This is a genomic window from Pseudomonas paraeruginosa (assembly GCF_003025345.2).
GTDB lineage: Bacteria > Pseudomonadota > Gammaproteobacteria > Pseudomonadales > Pseudomonadaceae > Pseudomonas > Pseudomonas paraeruginosa.
Genome location: NZ_CP020560.1, coordinates 6,036,174 through 6,051,562 on the forward strand (window position 1 = coordinate 6,036,174; position 15,389 = coordinate 6,051,562).

General features: G+C 67.5%; 16 protein-coding genes. 13 read left to right on the forward strand and 3 right to left on the reverse strand.

Annotated features, from left to right (window positions below; translation table 11 throughout):
• Positions 1 to 50: 50 nt before the first annotated feature.
• Together B7D75_RS28545 and B7D75_RS28550 are read left to right on the forward strand one after the other, a co-directional pair.
• A complete protein-coding gene (locus B7D75_RS28545) occupies positions 51 to 341 on the forward strand; it encodes a DUF2782 domain-containing protein (RefSeq protein WP_034080721.1) in 291 nt (96 codons plus the stop codon).
• Positions 342 to 374: 33 nt separating this feature from the next.
• Positions 375 to 1,325 carry a homoserine kinase gene (locus tag B7D75_RS28550; protein WP_107114632.1) on the forward strand — a complete coding sequence of 317 codons (951 nt, stop codon included), beginning with the start codon at positions 375 to 377 and terminating at the stop codon, positions 1,323 to 1,325.
• A gap of 613 nt (positions 1,326 to 1,938) precedes the next feature.
• On the opposite strand, the gene B7D75_RS28555 is transcribed toward B7D75_RS28550, so the two are convergent.
• The 3 genes from B7D75_RS28555 to B7D75_RS28565 all read right to left on the reverse strand — a co-directional run bounded on the left by B7D75_RS28555 (position 1,939) and on the right by B7D75_RS28565 (position 5,882).
• Positions 1,939 to 2,628, reverse strand: a complete 690-nt coding sequence (locus B7D75_RS28555) for a TSCPD domain-containing protein (protein WP_012078059.1) — start codon at positions 2,626 to 2,628, stop codon at positions 1,939 to 1,941.
• 16 nt (positions 2,629 to 2,644) lie between these two features.
• The gene (locus B7D75_RS28560; protein ID WP_107114633.1) at positions 2,645 to 4,849 is read right to left on the reverse strand and encodes an adenosylcobalamin-dependent ribonucleoside-diphosphate reductase; all 2,205 of its coding nucleotides are present in this window, start codon (positions 4,847 to 4,849) and stop codon (positions 2,645 to 2,647) included.
• Between the two features lie 109 nt (positions 4,850 to 4,958).
• Complete coding sequence (locus B7D75_RS28565; protein WP_043099707.1) at positions 4,959 to 5,882, reverse strand: zinc ABC transporter substrate-binding protein ZnuA; 924 nt, start codon at positions 5,880 to 5,882, stop codon at positions 4,959 to 4,961.
• Between the two features lie 70 nt (positions 5,883 to 5,952).
• On the opposite strand from B7D75_RS28565, the gene zur reads away from it, so the two are divergent.
• The 11 genes from zur to B7D75_RS28620 all read left to right on the forward strand — a co-directional run bounded on the left by zur (position 5,953) and on the right by B7D75_RS28620 (position 15,364).
• Positions 5,953 to 6,456, forward strand: a complete 504-nt coding sequence (gene zur, locus B7D75_RS28570) for a zinc uptake transcriptional repressor Zur (protein ID WP_012078062.1) — start codon at positions 5,953 to 5,955, stop codon at positions 6,454 to 6,456.
• The gene (gene znuC / locus B7D75_RS28575; protein WP_012078063.1) at positions 6,456 to 7,265 is read left to right on the forward strand and encodes a zinc ABC transporter ATP-binding protein ZnuC; all 810 of its coding nucleotides are present in this window, start codon (positions 6,456 to 6,458) and stop codon (positions 7,263 to 7,265) included. Before zur ends, znuC begins: the two co-directional genes overlap by 1 nt.
• On the forward strand, positions 7,258 to 8,046 hold the full coding sequence (gene znuB, locus B7D75_RS28580; RefSeq protein WP_003155417.1) for a zinc ABC transporter permease subunit ZnuB: 789 nt from the start codon (positions 7,258 to 7,260) through the stop codon (positions 8,044 to 8,046). Before znuC ends, znuB begins: the two co-directional genes overlap by 8 nt.
• Before the next feature lie 41 nt (positions 8,047 to 8,087).
• Entirely contained in the window at positions 8,088 to 8,876 is a 789-nt protein-coding gene (locus B7D75_RS28585) for a PA5502 family lipoprotein (protein WP_079383526.1), read from the forward strand.
• A gap of 194 nt (positions 8,877 to 9,070) precedes the next feature.
• Complete coding sequence (locus tag B7D75_RS28590) at positions 9,071 to 10,078, forward strand: methionine ABC transporter ATP-binding protein (protein WP_107114634.1); 1,008 nt, start codon at positions 9,071 to 9,073, stop codon at positions 10,076 to 10,078.
• Positions 10,078 to 10,755 carry a methionine ABC transporter permease gene (locus tag B7D75_RS28595; RefSeq protein ID WP_003097004.1) on the forward strand — a complete coding sequence of 226 codons (678 nt, stop codon included), beginning with the start codon at positions 10,078 to 10,080 and terminating at the stop codon, positions 10,753 to 10,755. The genes B7D75_RS28590 and B7D75_RS28595 overlap by 1 nt, the downstream gene beginning before the upstream one ends.
• 76 nt (positions 10,756 to 10,831) lie before the next feature.
• Positions 10,832 to 11,614 (forward strand): MetQ/NlpA family ABC transporter substrate-binding protein, encoded by a 783-nt coding sequence (locus B7D75_RS28600; protein ID WP_003155419.1) that lies wholly within the window; start codon positions 10,832 to 10,834, stop codon positions 11,612 to 11,614.
• A 170-nt stretch (positions 11,615 to 11,784) separates the two neighbouring features.
• Positions 11,785 to 12,642 (forward strand): transcriptional repressor QapR, encoded by an 858-nt coding sequence (gene qapR, locus B7D75_RS28605; RefSeq protein ID WP_003155421.1) that lies wholly within the window; start codon positions 11,785 to 11,787, stop codon positions 12,640 to 12,642.
• A 4-nt stretch (positions 12,643 to 12,646) separates the two neighbouring features.
• The gene (locus tag B7D75_RS28610; protein WP_003155422.1) at positions 12,647 to 13,300 is read left to right on the forward strand and encodes an isochorismatase family cysteine hydrolase; all 654 of its coding nucleotides are present in this window, start codon (positions 12,647 to 12,649) and stop codon (positions 13,298 to 13,300) included.
• Positions 13,297 to 14,628 carry a glutamine synthetase family protein gene (locus tag B7D75_RS28615; protein WP_033997674.1) on the forward strand — a complete coding sequence of 444 codons (1,332 nt, stop codon included), beginning with the start codon at positions 13,297 to 13,299 and terminating at the stop codon, positions 14,626 to 14,628. Before B7D75_RS28610 ends, B7D75_RS28615 begins: the two co-directional genes overlap by 4 nt.
• A 67-nt stretch (positions 14,629 to 14,695) precedes the next feature.
• Complete coding sequence (locus B7D75_RS28620; protein WP_079381756.1) at positions 14,696 to 15,364, forward strand: N-formylglutamate amidohydrolase; 669 nt, start codon at positions 14,696 to 14,698, stop codon at positions 15,362 to 15,364.
• The last annotated feature ends 25 nt before the right edge of the window (positions 15,365 to 15,389 follow it).

Below are 15,389 nucleotides of genomic sequence, written 5' to 3' on the forward strand. Positions count from 1 at the left end.
AGGGCGTGTAGAATGAACCCTGGACGATTCGATAAAGGAGCAAGGTTACCATGCGTACGCTGAACCGCTTGATGCTCGCCGGACTGCTGGCGTTCGCCCCGCTCGTCGCGCTGGCGGCGGACGACGATGCGCCCTCCGGCGAGCCCGACGTAACCATCCGCCAGGAGGGCGACAAGACCATCCAGGAATACCGCGTCAATGGTTTCCTCTACGCCATCAAGGTGGTTCCCAAGCATGGCAAACCCTATTTCCTGGTCCGCGCCGACGGCAGCGATGGCAACTTCATCCGCTCCGACCAGCCGGACAAGCTGATTCCACAATGGGAGATCTTCAGCTGGTGATGTGCATTTCCAACCTGGCGAGGCCGCACTGACATGTCGGTGTTCACCCCACTTGAACGTCCGACCCTGGAAGCCTTCCTCGCCCCCTACGAGCTGGGCCGCCTGCGGGACTTCCGCGGCATCGCCGAAGGTTCCGAGAACAGCAATTTCTTCGTCAGCCTGGAGCGCGGCGAGTTCGTCCTGACCCTGGTCGAGCGCGGTCCGGTGCAGGACCTGCCGTTCTTCATCGAACTGCTCGACGTGCTCCACGAGGACGGCCTGCCGGTACCCTACGCCCTGCGCACCCGCGACGGCGAGGCGCTGCGCCGCCTCGAAGGCAAGCCGGCGCTGCTGCAGCCGCGCCTGGCCGGCCGCCACGAACGGCAGCCGAACGCCCATCACTGTCAGGAGGTCGGCGACCTGCTCGGCCACCTGCACGCCGCCACCCGCGAACGCATCATCGAGCGCCCCAGCGACCGCGGCCTGGCCTGGATGCTGGAGCAAGGCGCAAGCCTCGCCCCGCGCCTGGCGGAACCCGCCCAGGCCCTGCTCGCCCCGGCCCTGGCGGAAATCGCCGCGCTGCATGCCGAACGTCCGGCGCTGCCGCGCGCCAACCTGCACGCCGACCTGTTCCGCGACAACGTGCTGTTCGACGGCCCGCACCTGACCGGCCTGATCGACTTCTACAACGCCTGCTCCGGCTGGATGCTCTACGACCTGGCGATCGCTCTCAACGACTGGTGCTCCACCGCCGACGGCAGCCTGGACCCGGCCCGCGCCCGCGCCCTGCTCGGCGCCTACGCCAACCGCCGGCCGTTCACCGCGCTGGAAGCCGAGCACTGGCCGGCCCTGCTGCGGGTCGCCTGCGTGCGTTTCTGGCTGTCGCGGCTGATCGCCGCCGAGGCGTTCGCCGGGCAGGACGTGCTGATCCATGATCCGACGGAATTCCAGATGCGTCTGGCACAACGGCAGAAGGTGGAGATTCATTTGCCGTTTGCGTTGTAGGAAGGCAGCGGGGGAGCGTGCTGCACTCCCTCGCCCACCTTTCGAAACGCATGCGCTTCGGCGTCCTGGGTGAGACCGAGCTGACATCCTGTCGAGGCTTCGTCGTCCAGCCCTCCCCCGGCCCGGCCATCCTGGCCGGTCGTTCGCCCTTCAAAACGCATGCGGTTTGGCGTCTTGGGTGAGGCCGAGTTGACATCCTGTCGAGGCTTCGTCGTTCAGCCCACCCCCGGCCCGGCCATCCTGGCCGGTCGTTCGCATTGAAAAACGCATGCGGTTCGGCGTCTCGGGTGAGGCCGAGTTGACATCCTGTCGAGGCTTCGTCGTTCAGCCCACCCCCGGCCCGGCCATCCTGGCCGGTCGTTCGCATTGAAAAACGCATGCGGTTCGGCGTCTTGGGGTGAGGCCGAGCCGACATCCTGTCGAGGCTTCGTCGTTCAGCCACCCCCCGGCCCGGCCATCCTGGCCGGTCGTTCGCCCTTCAAAACGCATGCGGTTTGGCGTCTTGGGTGAGGCCGAGTTGACATCCTGTCGAGGCTTCGTCGTTCAGCCCACCCCCGGCCCGGCCATCCTGGCCGGTCGTTCGCATTGAAAAACGCATGCGTTTTTCAAGTGCTCACCCACATTTCGAGTGGCCGCAGTTGAGGCAGGTGGCGCAGCCGTCCATTTGTACCACCGCCATGGTGTTGCACTTGCCGCACAGTTGCGCGCCGGCGGGGAAGCCTTCGCCCGGCTCGACCTTGCTGGTGCCCTGGGCGGCCTCGTAGGCGGCGCGCTTTTCCGCGAGGAACAGGCGCTGTTCCTCGTCCAGCTCGGGGCCGCGCAACAGGCCGATGGCGGTCAGGTGGCGCTCCAGCACGCCGCCGATCTCGGCGACGATGGAAGGCATGTAGATGCCCCCCTTCTTCAGGTAGCCGCCGCGCGGGTCGAATACCGCCTTGAGCTCCTCGACGAGGAAGGTGCAATCACCCCCCTTGCGGAAAACCGCAGACATGATGCGGGTAAGTGCCACGATCCACTGGAAATGATCCATGTTCTTCGAGTTGATGAAGATCTCGAAGGGGCGCCGCTGCTCGTGCGCCGTGCCGGCATTGAGGACCATGTCGTTGATGGTCACGTAGAGCGCGTGCTCGAACAGCGGCGACTTGATCTTGTAGGTGGCGCCGATCAGGGTGTCCGGGCGCTCCAGGGTCTCGTCCATCTGCACCACCGACGCGGCTTCGGCAGCGGCGGCCAGGGCTTGTTCCTCGGCTTCGTTGACGACCTTGAAGCCCTTGATCTTCTGCGTGATCTTGACTGCTGACATATCGATTCCCCCGGCCTCAGTACTTGCCGTAATAGCCTTCTTTCAAGGCGTCGAAGAGGTTGGCGGCGGTGTGGATCTCGCCGTCGTACTCGACCTGCTCGTTGCCCTTGAACTCCACCACGCTGCCGTCCTCCAGCTCGAAGCGGTAGCGGGTCTTCTCCAGGTCGGACTCCTTGACCAGCACGCCCTGGAACGCCTCGGGATTGAAACGGAAGGTGGTGCAGCCCTTGAGTCCCTGGTGCCAGGCGTAGCGGTAGATGTCCTTGAAGTCCTCGAACGGATAGTCGGTGGGCACGTTGGCGGTCTTGGAGATCGACGAATCGACCCACTTCTGCGCCGCCGCCTGGATGTCCACGTGCTGCGCCGGGGTGACACTGTCGGCGGTGATGAAGTAGTCCGGCAGGCGTCGCGCCGGGTCGTCGCTGTCCGGCAGGGCCTGGGCGTTGACCAGGGTCCGGTAGGCCAGCAGCTCGTAGCTGTAGACCTCGACCTTCTCCTTGGTCTTGCGGCCTTCGCGGATCAGGTTGCGCGAATAGTGGTGGGCGAAACTCGGCTCGATACCGTTGGAGGCGTTGTTGGCCAGGCTCAGGCTGATGGTCCCGGTCGGCGCGATGGAGCTGTGGTGGGTGAAGCGCGCGCCGGTTTCCGCCAACGCCTCGATCAGTTCCGGAGCATGTTCGGCGACCCGCTGCATGTAGCGCGAATACTTGGCGTGAAGCACGCTGCCACGGATACGGTCGCCGACCTTGTAGCCGTCGGCGGCCATTTCCGGACGCTTGCGAAGCATTTCCGCGGTGACTTCGTAGTCCTGCGCCAGGATCGGCGCCGGGCCCTTCTCCCTGGCCAGTTCCAGGGCCACTTCCCAGCCCACCAGGGCCATTTCCCGCGCCACTTCCTCGGTGAACACGCAGGCCTCGGGGCTGCCGTAGCGCAGCTTGAGCAGGGTCAGGGTCGAGCCCAGCCCGAGGAAACCCATGCCATGCCGGCGCTTGCCAAGGATTTCCTGGCGTTGCTGTTGCAGCGGCAGGCCGTTGATTTCCACCACGTTGTCGAGCATCCGGGTGAACACCCGCACCACTTCGCGGAAGCGATCCCAGTCGAAGCGCGCCTCGTCGCCGAACGGCTGCTCGACGAAGCAGGTGAGATTCACCGAGCCGAGCAGGCAGGAGCCGTAGGGCGGCAGCGGCTGCTCGCCACAGGGGTTGGTGGCGCGGATCGCCTCGCACCACCAGTTGTTGTTCAGCTCGTTGACCCGGTCGATGAGGATGAAGCCGGGCTCGGCGTAGTCGTAGGTGGAGGCCATGATCATGTCCCACAGGTGGCGGGCGCGGACCTGGCCGTAGACCTTGCAGGCGACCAGTCCGTCGGCGCGCTGGACGTAGTTGTCCTGGGTCGGCCATTCGCGCCAGACCACCGCGTTGGGGTCGTCGAGATCGATCTCGTCGCGCTCCTTCACGTGCACCGGGAACACCAGCGGCCAGTCGGCGTCCTGCTCCACCGCCTGCATGAACTGGTCGGTAATCAGCAGGCTCAGGTTGAACTGGCGCAAGCGCCCGTCCTCGCGCTTGGCGCGGATGAATTCGCGGACGTCCGGGTGGCTGACGTCGAAGGTGCCCATCTGCGCCCCACGGCGGCCGCCGGCGGAGCTGACGGTGAAGCACATCTTGTCGTAGATGTCCATGAACGACAGCGGCCCGCTGGTGTATGCGCCGGCACCGGAAACGTAGGCGCCGCGCGGACGCAGGGTGCTGAACTCATAGCCGATGCCGCAGCCGGCCTTGAGCGTCAGGCCGGCCTCGTGGACTTTCTCCAGGATGTCGTCCATGGAGTCCTGGATAGTCCCGGACACCGTGCAGTTGATGGTCGAGGTGGCCGGCTTGTGCCCCAGCGCGCCGGCGTTGGAGATGATTCGCCCGGCCGGGATGGCGCCGTTGCGCAGGGCCCAGAGGAAGCGCCCGTACCAGTGTTCGCGGGAGGCCTTGTCCTCGACATCGGCGAGGGCCCGGGCGACGCGTTGCCAGGTACCGTCGACGCTGGCATCCACCGGCGTGCCGTCCTTGCTCTTGAGACGGTACTTCTTGTCCCAGATATCCTGCGACGCGTCCTGCAGGGCGATGGTCCCGCGTTCGGTGCGGGGACTGCGTGCGTCTGTCTTGGCCATCCGCTGATTAACCTCCCGATGGTTGTTGGGGTGTCCGAAGCCGGCCACCGTACGCAACATCTAGTTGTCCATACCTGACAGGAATCAATATCTTGTGTCAGGCACCAACAGACAACCTTAGTCATCGGGACGCCGCGCGCAAGAGGGCGCGGCCATCAGTCACGGGTTTTCAGAGCTTTTCCAGACAGCCGGCAAATTCGCCTGCCAGGTTGTTCAGGAGATTCTCGTAGCCGTTGGCATCCACCGCCACGTTCACGCCCAGGTCGTCCAGCTCGGCCAGGCGCACCGGCAGGCCCTCGCTGAGGGTATCGGCCAGGCGCGGGCGCAGCGGCGGCTCGCTGAACACGCAGGCCGGACCGGCGGCCTTCAGCTGGGCGCGCATGGCGGCGACATGGCGGGCGCCCGGCTGCACTTCCGCGGATACCGCGAACACCCCGGTATGGCGCAGGCCATAGGCTTCCTCGAAATAGTCGAAGGCCTCGTGGAAGACGAAGAACGGCTTGCCGGCGAGCTTGCCCAGGCGTTCGCGGAGTTTCTCGTCAAGCCCGCCGAGGCGCTCCTCGAAGGCCTTCAGGTTGGCCCGGTAGCGCCCGGCGTTGGCCGGGTCGGCCTGGGCCAGGTCCTCGGCCATCCGCGCGGCGATGGTCCGGGCGTTGGCCGGCAACAGCCAGAGATGGGCGTCGAGCATGCCGGGGCGATGGTCATGATCGTGCTCGTCGTGCCCGGCATGCTCCTCTTCCTCGAAATTGACGAACTTGCGCAGGTGCATCCCCGGCAGGTCCTGCACCGCCACGCTGCCGCCCTGGCGACCGGCGAGCACCTTGGGCAGGAAGTTCTCCAGGTCCGAGCCGACCCAGTAGAACAGTTGCGCCTCGCGCAGGCGCCGTACGTCGGAAGGACGCAGGGCGTACTGGTGCGGCGAGGCGCCCGGCGGCAGCAGCACGTCGGGCTGGCCGACGCCGTCCTGGATGGCCGCGGCGACCAGTTGCAGCGGTTTGATGCTGGTCAGCACGCTGACCTCGGCGCGCGCCGGCGAAGCCAGCAGGAACAGGGCGAAGCAGGCGGACAGCAGGGCAAGGGGGCGCAGGGACACGGCGGCACTCACATGAAAGGGTGGTAAGCGGGTAATATAATAACGTCTCTACCCTCGAGCGTCGCAGCCCATGTACAAGATTGCGCCCAAGACCCCGCTGGCCTGCCAGCCCCATGACCACAGCCAGTGCGTCAGCACCGCGCTGGCCGAGGCCGATGCGCTGTGCGCGCGCCTGGGCGTGCGCCTGACCGAATTGCGCCGGCGCGTGCTGGAGCTGGTCTGGCAGAGCCACAAGCCGCTGGGGGCCTATGACATCCTTGCGGTGCTCAGCGAAACCGATGGTCGTCGCGCCGCGCCGCCGACCGTCTACCGGGCCCTGGATTTCCTCCAGGAGAACGGCCTGGTGCACCGCATCGCCTCGCTCAACGCCTTCGTCGGCTGCAACAACCCGGAGCACAGCCACCAGGGCCAGTTCCTGATCTGCCGTGCCTGCCACACCGCCATCGAGCTGGAGCAACCGGACATCAGCCAGGCCATCGTCGCCGGCGCCACCAGCGTCGGCTTCGCCGTGGAAAGCCAGACCGTCGAGGTGGTCGGCCTCTGCGGCACCTGCCGGGACCGGAAGGACGCCTGATGGACAAGGCACTGGTGCGGCTGGCCCGGGTCGGCGTGTCCTTCAATGGCCAGGCGGTACTGAGCGATGTCGACCTGGCCATCGAGCCCGGGCAGATCGTCACCCTGATCGGCCCCAACGGCGCCGGCAAGACCACCCTGGTACGCAGCGTGCTCGGCCTGCTCAAGCCGCACGTCGGCGAGGTCTGGCGACGGCCGAGGCTGACCATCGGCTACATGCCGCAGAAACTCCACGTCGACGCCACCCTGCCGCTCAGCGTGCTGCGCTTCCTGCGCCTGGTGCCCGGGGTGAGGCGCGAGCAGGCGCTGGCGGCGTTGCGCGAGGTCGGCGCAGCGCACGTGCTGGAGCGCCCGTTGCAGAGCATTTCCGGCGGCGAGTTGCAACGCGTGCTGCTGGCCCGCGCCCTGCTGCGCAAGCCCGAGCTGCTGGTGCTCGACGAGCCGGTGCAAGGCGTCGACGTCGCCGGCCAGGCCGAACTCTACCGGCTCATCGGCAAACTGCGCGACCGCTACGGCTGCGGCGTGCTGATGGTCTCCCACGACCTGCACCTGGTGATGAGCGCCACCGACCAGGTGGTCTGCCTGAACCGCCATGTATGCTGCTCCGGGCACCCCGAGCAGGTCAGCGGCGACCCGGCCTTCGTCGAGCTGTTCGGCCAGGACGCGCGCAGCCTGGCGATCTACCACCACCATCACGACCATGCCCACGACCTCCACGGCGAGGTGGTCAGGGCCGGCCCCGGCGCCTTGCCTCCAGGCACCCGTTTCACTCCTGTCCACAAACACGGCCCCGATTGCAACCATGGCTGACTTCCTGCTCAACGCCCTCCTCGCCGGCCTCGCCCTGGCCCTGGTGGCCGGCCCCCTGGGCTCCTTCGTGGTCTGGCGGCGGATGGCCTATTTCGGCGACACCCTGTCCCACGCCGCCCTGCTCGGCGTGGCCCTGGGCTTTCTCCTCGACGTCAGCCCGACCCTGGCGGTAACCGTCGGCTGCGTGCTGCTCGCCGTGCTCCTGGTGACCCTGCAGCAGCGCCAGCCGCTGGCCGCCGACACCCTGCTGGGGATCCTCGCCCACAGCACCCTGTCGCTGGGCCTGGTGACCCTGAGCTTCATGAAGGAAGTGCGGGTCGACCTGATGGCCTACCTGTTCGGCGACCTGCTGGCGGTGAGCGCCACCGACCTGCTGTGGATAATCGCCGGCAGCGCGCTGGTCCTGGCGCTGATCTGCTTCCTCTGGCGGCCGCTGCTGGCGATCACCGTGCACGAGGAACTGGCGAAGGTGGAAGGCCTGCCGGTCGGCGCGATCCGCCTGGCGCTGATGCTGCTGATCGCCATCGTCATCGCCGTGGCGATGAAGATCGTCGGCGTGCTGCTGATCACCTCGCTGCTGATCATCCCCGCCGCCGCCGCCCAGCGTCACGCCCGCAGTCCCGAGCAGATGGCGATCGGCGCCAGCCTGCTGGGGCTGGTCGCGGTGTGCGCCGGGCTGGCACTGTCCTGGTTCAAGGACACCCCTGCCGGGCCCTCGATCGTGGTCAGCGCCGCCGGCCTGTTCCTGCTGAGTTTTGTCCTGCCCCGCCGCACGGTGTAGAATCTGGCCATTTTTTGACCAAACGAGAATCCGCAGGAATGATGTCGCCCCTGTTTCGCCTGCTATCGGTCCTGGCCGCGGCGCTGCTGATCAGCGCCTGCCAGGGCAACGCGTCGTCGCAACCGGCGCCGCAGGTCGCGTCCCAGGCGCAGCCCGCCGATCCCTACGCCGAACTGCAACGGACCCTGGCCGCCGGCAGGCTCGAACAGGCCGAGCAACAATGGCTGGCCCTGCGCAGCGCCGCCGCAGGCGACGAGCGCGTCGAAGCGTTCCGCCGCCAGTTGGCCGAGGCCTACATGCAACGCGGCGAGACCGCCCTGCGCCAGGGCGACCTGAACACCGCCACCAGCGCCCTCGGCCACGCCCGCGGGCTGATGCCCAAGGCCCCGGCACTGACCGCCGGGCTGGACGGCGCGATCAACCGCGCCAAGGTCGACCCAGCCCGTGCCGAACAAGCCCGGCGCATGCAGGAGGCGGCCCGGCAGCAGATGCAGCAGATCATCCAGGCGCCGCCCGCCGGCGAGCTGAAGCCGCTCCCCGGCACGCCACGCCTGATCGACCCGCACGCGGCGAGCAGCGCGGTGCCGCTGCCGATGCTCGACGGCACCGGCCAGGCCGGCCTCGGCGGGGTGCTCGATGCGGTGGCTGCGGATGTCGTCGCCTATCGTTGCAAGGTGCATATCGAAGTGCGCCGCGACAGCGATTACCCGCTGATTTCCGACCAGTTGCTGGTGCGGGTGAAAAAACTCGCGCCCGATTTCGACCTGCAGCTCAGCCATGTCGTGCAAGCCGACAAGCCGACCCGGCTGATCCTCACGCCGCAGGCCTGAAGGCCGCCAGTCCCGTCCCGGCGGGCAGCGGCGGTCTAGATGCTTATTCCTTTTTTATGTTTTTCCATCACCAACAAATATTAATAACGCATAAGAAAGCAGGGTAGAATGCTCGGTTTAGCTGACCACCTCCGCTTCCTGCCAAGCCCGTGCTCCAGCCGTAACCGCATCGCCGCACCCACAAGGTTCGCCCAGTGATCGAATTCCACGACGTCCACAAGACCTATCGCGTCGCCGGCCGGGAAATCCCCGCCCTGCAACCGACCCGCCTGAACATCCAGGCCGGGCAGATTTTCGGCCTGATCGGCCATTCCGGCGCCGGCAAGAGCACCCTGCTGCGCCTGATCAACCGCCTCGAGGAACCCAGCGGCGGGCGCATCCTGGTCGAAGGCGAGGACGTCACCGCCCTCGACGCCGAAGGCCTGCGCCGTTTCCGCCAGCGCGTCGGGATGATCTTCCAGCACTTCAACCTGCTGTCGTCGAAGACCGTCGCCGACAATATCGCGATGCCCCTGCGCCTGGCCGGCGGCCACAGCCGCGCCGAGATCGACGCACGGGTCGCGGAGCTGCTCGCGCGGGTCGGCCTGTCCGACCACGCGCGCAAGTACCCGGCACAGCTATCCGGCGGGCAGAAGCAGCGCGTCGGCATCGCCCGCGCCCTGGCCTGCCGGCCGAGCATCCTGCTCTGCGACGAGGCCACCAGCGCCCTCGATCCGCAGACCACCGCCTCGGTCCTGCAACTGCTGGCGGAAATCAACCGCGAACTGAAGCTGACCATCGTCCTCATCACCCACGAGATGGACGTGATCCGCCGCGTCTGCGACCAGGTCGCGGTCATGGACGGCGGCAGCATCGTCGAGCAGGGCGCTGTCGCCGATGTCTTCCTCCACCCGCAGCACCCGACCACCCGCCGCTTCGTCTTCGAGGCCGAACGGGTCGACGAAGACGAGCGCCACGACGACTTCGCCCACGTGCCGGGCCTGATCCTGCGCCTGACCTTCCGCGGCGAAGCCACCTACGCCCCGCTGCTGGGCACCGTGGCGCGGCAGAACGGGGTCGACTACAGCATCCTTTCCGGACGCATCGACCGGATCAAGGACACGCCCTACGGCCAGCTGACCCTGGCCCTGGTCGGCGGTGACCTGGAAGCCGCCATGAGCCAGTTGAACGCCGCTGACGTACATGTGGAGGTACTGCGCTGATGGACTTCTTCGAAACCATGAGCTTCGCCAACATCGACTGGTACGAAATCTGGCTGGCCAGCGTCGACACCTTCTGGATGCTCGGCGGTTCGCTGCTGTTCACGGTGGTCCTCGGCCTGCCCCTCGGCGTCCTGCTGTTTCTTACCGGGCCGCGGCAGATGTTCGAGCAGAAGGCGGTCTACACCCTGCTCTCGCTGGTGGTGAACATCCTCCGTTCGTTGCCGTTCATCATCCTGCTGATCGTGATGATCCCGCTGACCGTACTGATCACTGGCACCTCGCTGGGCGTCGCCGGGGCCATCCCGCCGCTGGTGGTAGGCGCCACGCCGTTCTTCGCGCGCCTGGTGGAAACCGCCCTGCGCGAGGTCGACAAGGGCATCATCGAGGCAACCCAGGCGATGGGCGCCAGCACCCGGCAGATCATCTGGAACGCCCTGCTGCCGGAAGCCCGGCCGGGCATCATCGCCGCCATCACCGTCACCGCCATCACCCTGGTCTCGTACACGGCGATGGCCGGCGTGGTCGGCGCCGGTGGGCTGGGCGACCTGGCGATCCGCTTCGGCTACCAGCGCTTCCAGACCGATGTGATGGTGGTCACCGTGGTGATGCTGCTGATCCTCGTCCAGATTCTGCAAACCGTGGGCGACAAGCTGGTGGTGCACTTCTCGCGCAAGTAAGCTTGCCGGCCAAGCCCAAAACCCTGAGCGCCGCGGTTATCCACAGCCGCCAGGAACACCTCGAAAGGAGTTGAAGATGAAAAAACTGCTTGCTGCTTTCTCCGCTGTCGCGGCGCTCGGCCTCGGCACCGCCCAGGCCGCCGAGACCCTCACCGTCGCCGCGACCCCGGTGCCGCACGCGGAGATCCTCGACGTGGTCAAGCCCCTGCTGGCCAAGGAAGGGGTGGAACTGAAGATCAAGGAATTCACCGACTACGTGCAGCCGAACGTGCAGGTCTCGGAAAAGCGCCTGGACGCCAACTTCTTCCAGCACCAGCCGTACCTCGACGAATTCAACAAGGCCAAGGGCACCGACCTGGTCGCCGTCACCGGCGTGCACATCGAGCCGCTGGGCGCCTACTCGAGCAAGTACAAGAAACTCGACGAACTGCCTTCCGGCGCCACCGTGGTGATCCCCAACGACGCCACCAACGGCGGCCGCGCCCTGCTCCTGCTGGACAAGGCCGGGGTGATCAAGCTCAAGGACAACAAGAGCATCACCGCCACGCCGAAGGACATCGTCGACAATCCGAAGAGCATCAAGATCCGTGAACTGGAAGCCGCGACCCTGCCGCGCGTGCTGACCCAGGTCGACCTGGCGCTGATCAACACCAACTACGCCCTGGAAGCCAAGCTGAACCCGACCAAGGACGCACTGGCCATCGAGGGCAGCGATTCGCCCTACGTGAACATCCTGGTGGCGCGCCCGGACAACAAGGACAGCGCCGCCATGCAGAAGCTGGCCAAGGCCCTGCACAGCGCCGAGGTGAAGCAATTCATCCAGGAGAAGTACAAAGGTGCGGTGGTGCCGGCCTTCTGAGCCACGCCGCGTAACCGCCCTGGGAAAAGCCCGGTCTTCGACCGGGCTTTTTCGTTTCCGCTCCCCTGCACCTGGAGTCTTCACGTGGATGTAGTGAAAAAAACATTCCTTCACATATTGAACAAAATGAAAAATTCACTACAAAATCGATCCTCCTTCGAGGACGCCCCATGCAAGAACTAAAACAACGCCTGGCTTCCCCGCCCACCGAACTGACGCCCGCCGAGCGCAAGGTGGTGCGCGCCTTGCTCGACGACTACCCGCGCCTCGGTCTCGGGCCGATGACGCGCCTGGCCCGGCACGCCGGGGTCAGCGACCCGACCATCATGCGCCTGGTGAAGAAGCTCGGTTTCGCCGGCTACGGCGACTTCCAGGAAGCCCTGCTGGCCGATGTCGACGATCGCCTGCGCTCGCCGCGCACCCTGCTCGCCGAACGCCGCGAGCGGATGGGCCGCGACGACACCTGGGCGCGCTACCTCGACCAGGCCGGCCAGAGCCTGCAGCAGACCCTCGGCCTGACCCGCCCTGACGACATCCAGCGCCTCGCCGACTGGCTGCTCGACAGCCGCCTGCGCGTGCATTGCCACGGCGGCCGCTTCAGCCGCTTCCTCGCCGGCTACCTGGTGACCCACCTGCGCCTGCTGCGCCCGCACTGCCGGTTGCTCGACGACGGTGGCCTGCTTCCCGACCAGCTCTACGACCTCGGCCGCCAGGACCTGCTGGTGCTGTTCGACTACCGCCGCTACCAGAGCCAGGCCCAACACGTCGCCCAGGCCGCCAAGGCCCGTGGCGCGCGGCTGGTGCTGTTCACCGACATCTACGCCTCGCCGCTGCGCGAACACGCCGACCTGATCGTCAGTTCGCCGGTGGAATCCGCCTCGCCCTTCGACTCGCTGGTGCCGGCCATGGCCCAGGTCGAGGCGCTGGTAGCGACCCTGGTGGCGCGCATGGGCGCGCCGCTCGACGAACGCCTGGAGGGCATCGACCAGCTCCGCGACGCGTTCAGCAGCCATCTCCTGGAGGAATGACCCGATGTTCAGCCTGCCCCACCATTCGCCCCGCGACCTGCCGTTCGGCCGCCGGCAGACCGCCATCCTGTTCGTCGACATGCAGCGCGCCTGGGTCGAGCCGGGGCGCGATCCACATGTCGACCCGCAGGCGGCCAGCTACTTCTACGAGCGCGTGCACAACCAGGTGATCCCCAACCAGCAGCGCCTGCTGCGGGCGATGCGCGCGGTGGACGAGAACGTCCTGCACACCATCATCGAGAGTCTCACCGCCGATGGTCGCGATCGCTCGCTGGACCACAAGCTGTCGGAAATGCACCTGCCCAAGGGCAGCCCGGATGCCCGCGTCATCGACGCCCTGGAGCCGAGCGCCAACGAGATCGTGCTGCCGAAGACTTCTTCCGGAGTGTTCAATTCCACCGCCATCGACTACGTGCTGCGCAACCTCGGCACCCGCCACCTGATCGTCTGCGGGGTGGTCACCGACCAGTGCGTGGACATGGCCGTGCGCGACGCCGCCGACCGCGGCTACCTGGTGACCCTGGTCGAGGATGCCTGCGCCACCCACACTCCCGAGCGCCACCAGGCCTGCCTGGAAGCGATCAAGGGCTACTGCTGGATCAGCGACACCGAGACCGTCCTGCAACGTATCGCCGCTCTCGGCCGGAGCAATCCGTGAACCGCCTGCAGCCGGTACGCCTGGTCAGCTTCGTCACCACCGACCTGGCCGGCATCACCCGTGGCCGCTCGCTGCCCCTGGCAACCCTGGAGGAGCAGTTGGCCAGCGGCTGCGGCTGGGTGCCGGCGAACAGCTCGCTGACCCCGCAGGACCTGATCGACGAAAGCAGCCCCTGGGGCAGCCACGGCGACCTGCGCCTGCTGCCCGATCCGAACAGCCGGGTGCGCGTCGAGCAGGGCCCCGACCCCCTGGCGCCGGCCCTCGACTACCTGCACGGCAACCTGGTGGAGACCGACGGCACGCCGTGGCCGGCCTGCCCGCGCAGCCTGCTGCGGGCCGAAGTGGAGCGCTACCGTGACTGCGGCCTGCAGATTACCGCCGCGTTCGAACACGAGTTCAGCCTGCTCGGGCTTCCCGGCGAACGTCCGGCGGCGGCCTTCTCCCTGCAGGCGCAGCGCGCCGCCGGGCAATTCCCCGGCTGGCTGGTGAGCGCTCTGGCCCAGGCCGGCACCGAACCGGAGATGTTCCTGCCCGAATACGGCCAGCGCCAGTACGAGGTGACCTGCCGCCCGACCCAGGGCGTGGCGGCCGCCGACCGTGCGGTGAACGTCCGCGAGGTGACCCGCGAGGTGGCCCGGCAGATGGGCCTGCGCACCTGCTTCGCGCCGCTGCCGGCGCCCGGCGCGGTGACCAACGGCGTGCACCTGCACCTGAGCCTGCAGCACACCGACGGCAGCCCGCTGCTGTACGAACCCGGCCGCCCCAACGACCTTTCCGAGCTCGGCGAGCACTGGGCCGCCGGGGTGCTCGCGCACCTGCCGGCACTGTGCGCGCTGACCGCGCCGACCGCCGCTTCCTACCTGCGCCTGAAACCCCACCACTGGAGCGCCGCCTATGCCTGCCTGGGCCTGCGCAACCGCGAGGCGGCGCTGCGTATCTGCCCGGTGGTCAGCGTCGGCGGCAAGCCGCTGGGCAAGCAGTACAACCTCGAATTCCGGCCTATGGACGCCAGCGCCTGTCCGCACCTGGCGATGGCCGCGGTACTCATCGCCGGCCGCCTGGGTATCGAGCAGCGCCTGCCGCTGCGCGCCGTGGCCGACGTCGACCCGCACGGCCTCAGCGAGGAGGAGCGCCGCGAGCGTGGCATCCAGGCCCTGCCTGCGACTCTCGGCGAAGCCCTCGAACGCCTGCAGCGCGACGAGGCGCTGTGCGCCGAGCTGCCGAAGCCGCTGCTGGACACCTACATCGCCATGAAGCGCCACGAACTGGCGCTGACGGCGGGCCTTTCCGACGACGACCTGTGCCGCCACTATGCCGAGCTCTACTGACAACGCCGAACTCGGCATCTACCAATTGCCGCCCTTCCGCCTGCTCAATCCCGAAGGCCGCAGCCCGGTGGTGCTGGTCTGCGAGCACGCCAGCCGGCACATCCCACTGGAGTTGCAGCGCCTGGGCCTGGACGAGGCCGCCGCGCAAGAGCACATCGCCTGGGACATCGGCGCCCTGGCGCTGGCCGAACAGCTGTCCCGGCACCTCGACGCCCCCTTGCTGGCGGCCGGCTACTCGCGCCTGCTGATTGACCTGAACCGGCCGCTGGAGGCCCCCGACAGCATCCCGCCACACAGCGAGATCTATCCGGTCCCCGGCAACCACGCACTATCCGAGGCGGTCCGCCGCTATCGGCAGGACTGCCTGTTCCATCCGTTCCACGATCGCCTGGCGCAACTGCTCGACCAGCGCCAGGCCGCCGGCCTGCCGACCCGCGTGGTCGGCGTGCACAGCTTTACCCCGGTCTACCACGGCAGACCCCGCCCGCTGGTTGCCGGGGTGCTTTATCGAAACGCCGGCGCCTATGCCGAACGCATCCTCGACGGCCTGCGCCGGCAGGGCCTGGAGGTCGCCGGCAACCAGCCATACGCCATAGACCCGGCGGAGGACACCACCGTCCCCGTGCACGGCGATGCGCGTGGCCTGGAGGCGGTTCTGCTGGAAATCCGCAACGATGGACTGCGTACGCCGGAAGCGGTACGCACCTGGGCCGAGCGGCTGCATCCCTGGCTCTGAGACGATGACCGGCGCGACCGGTCGC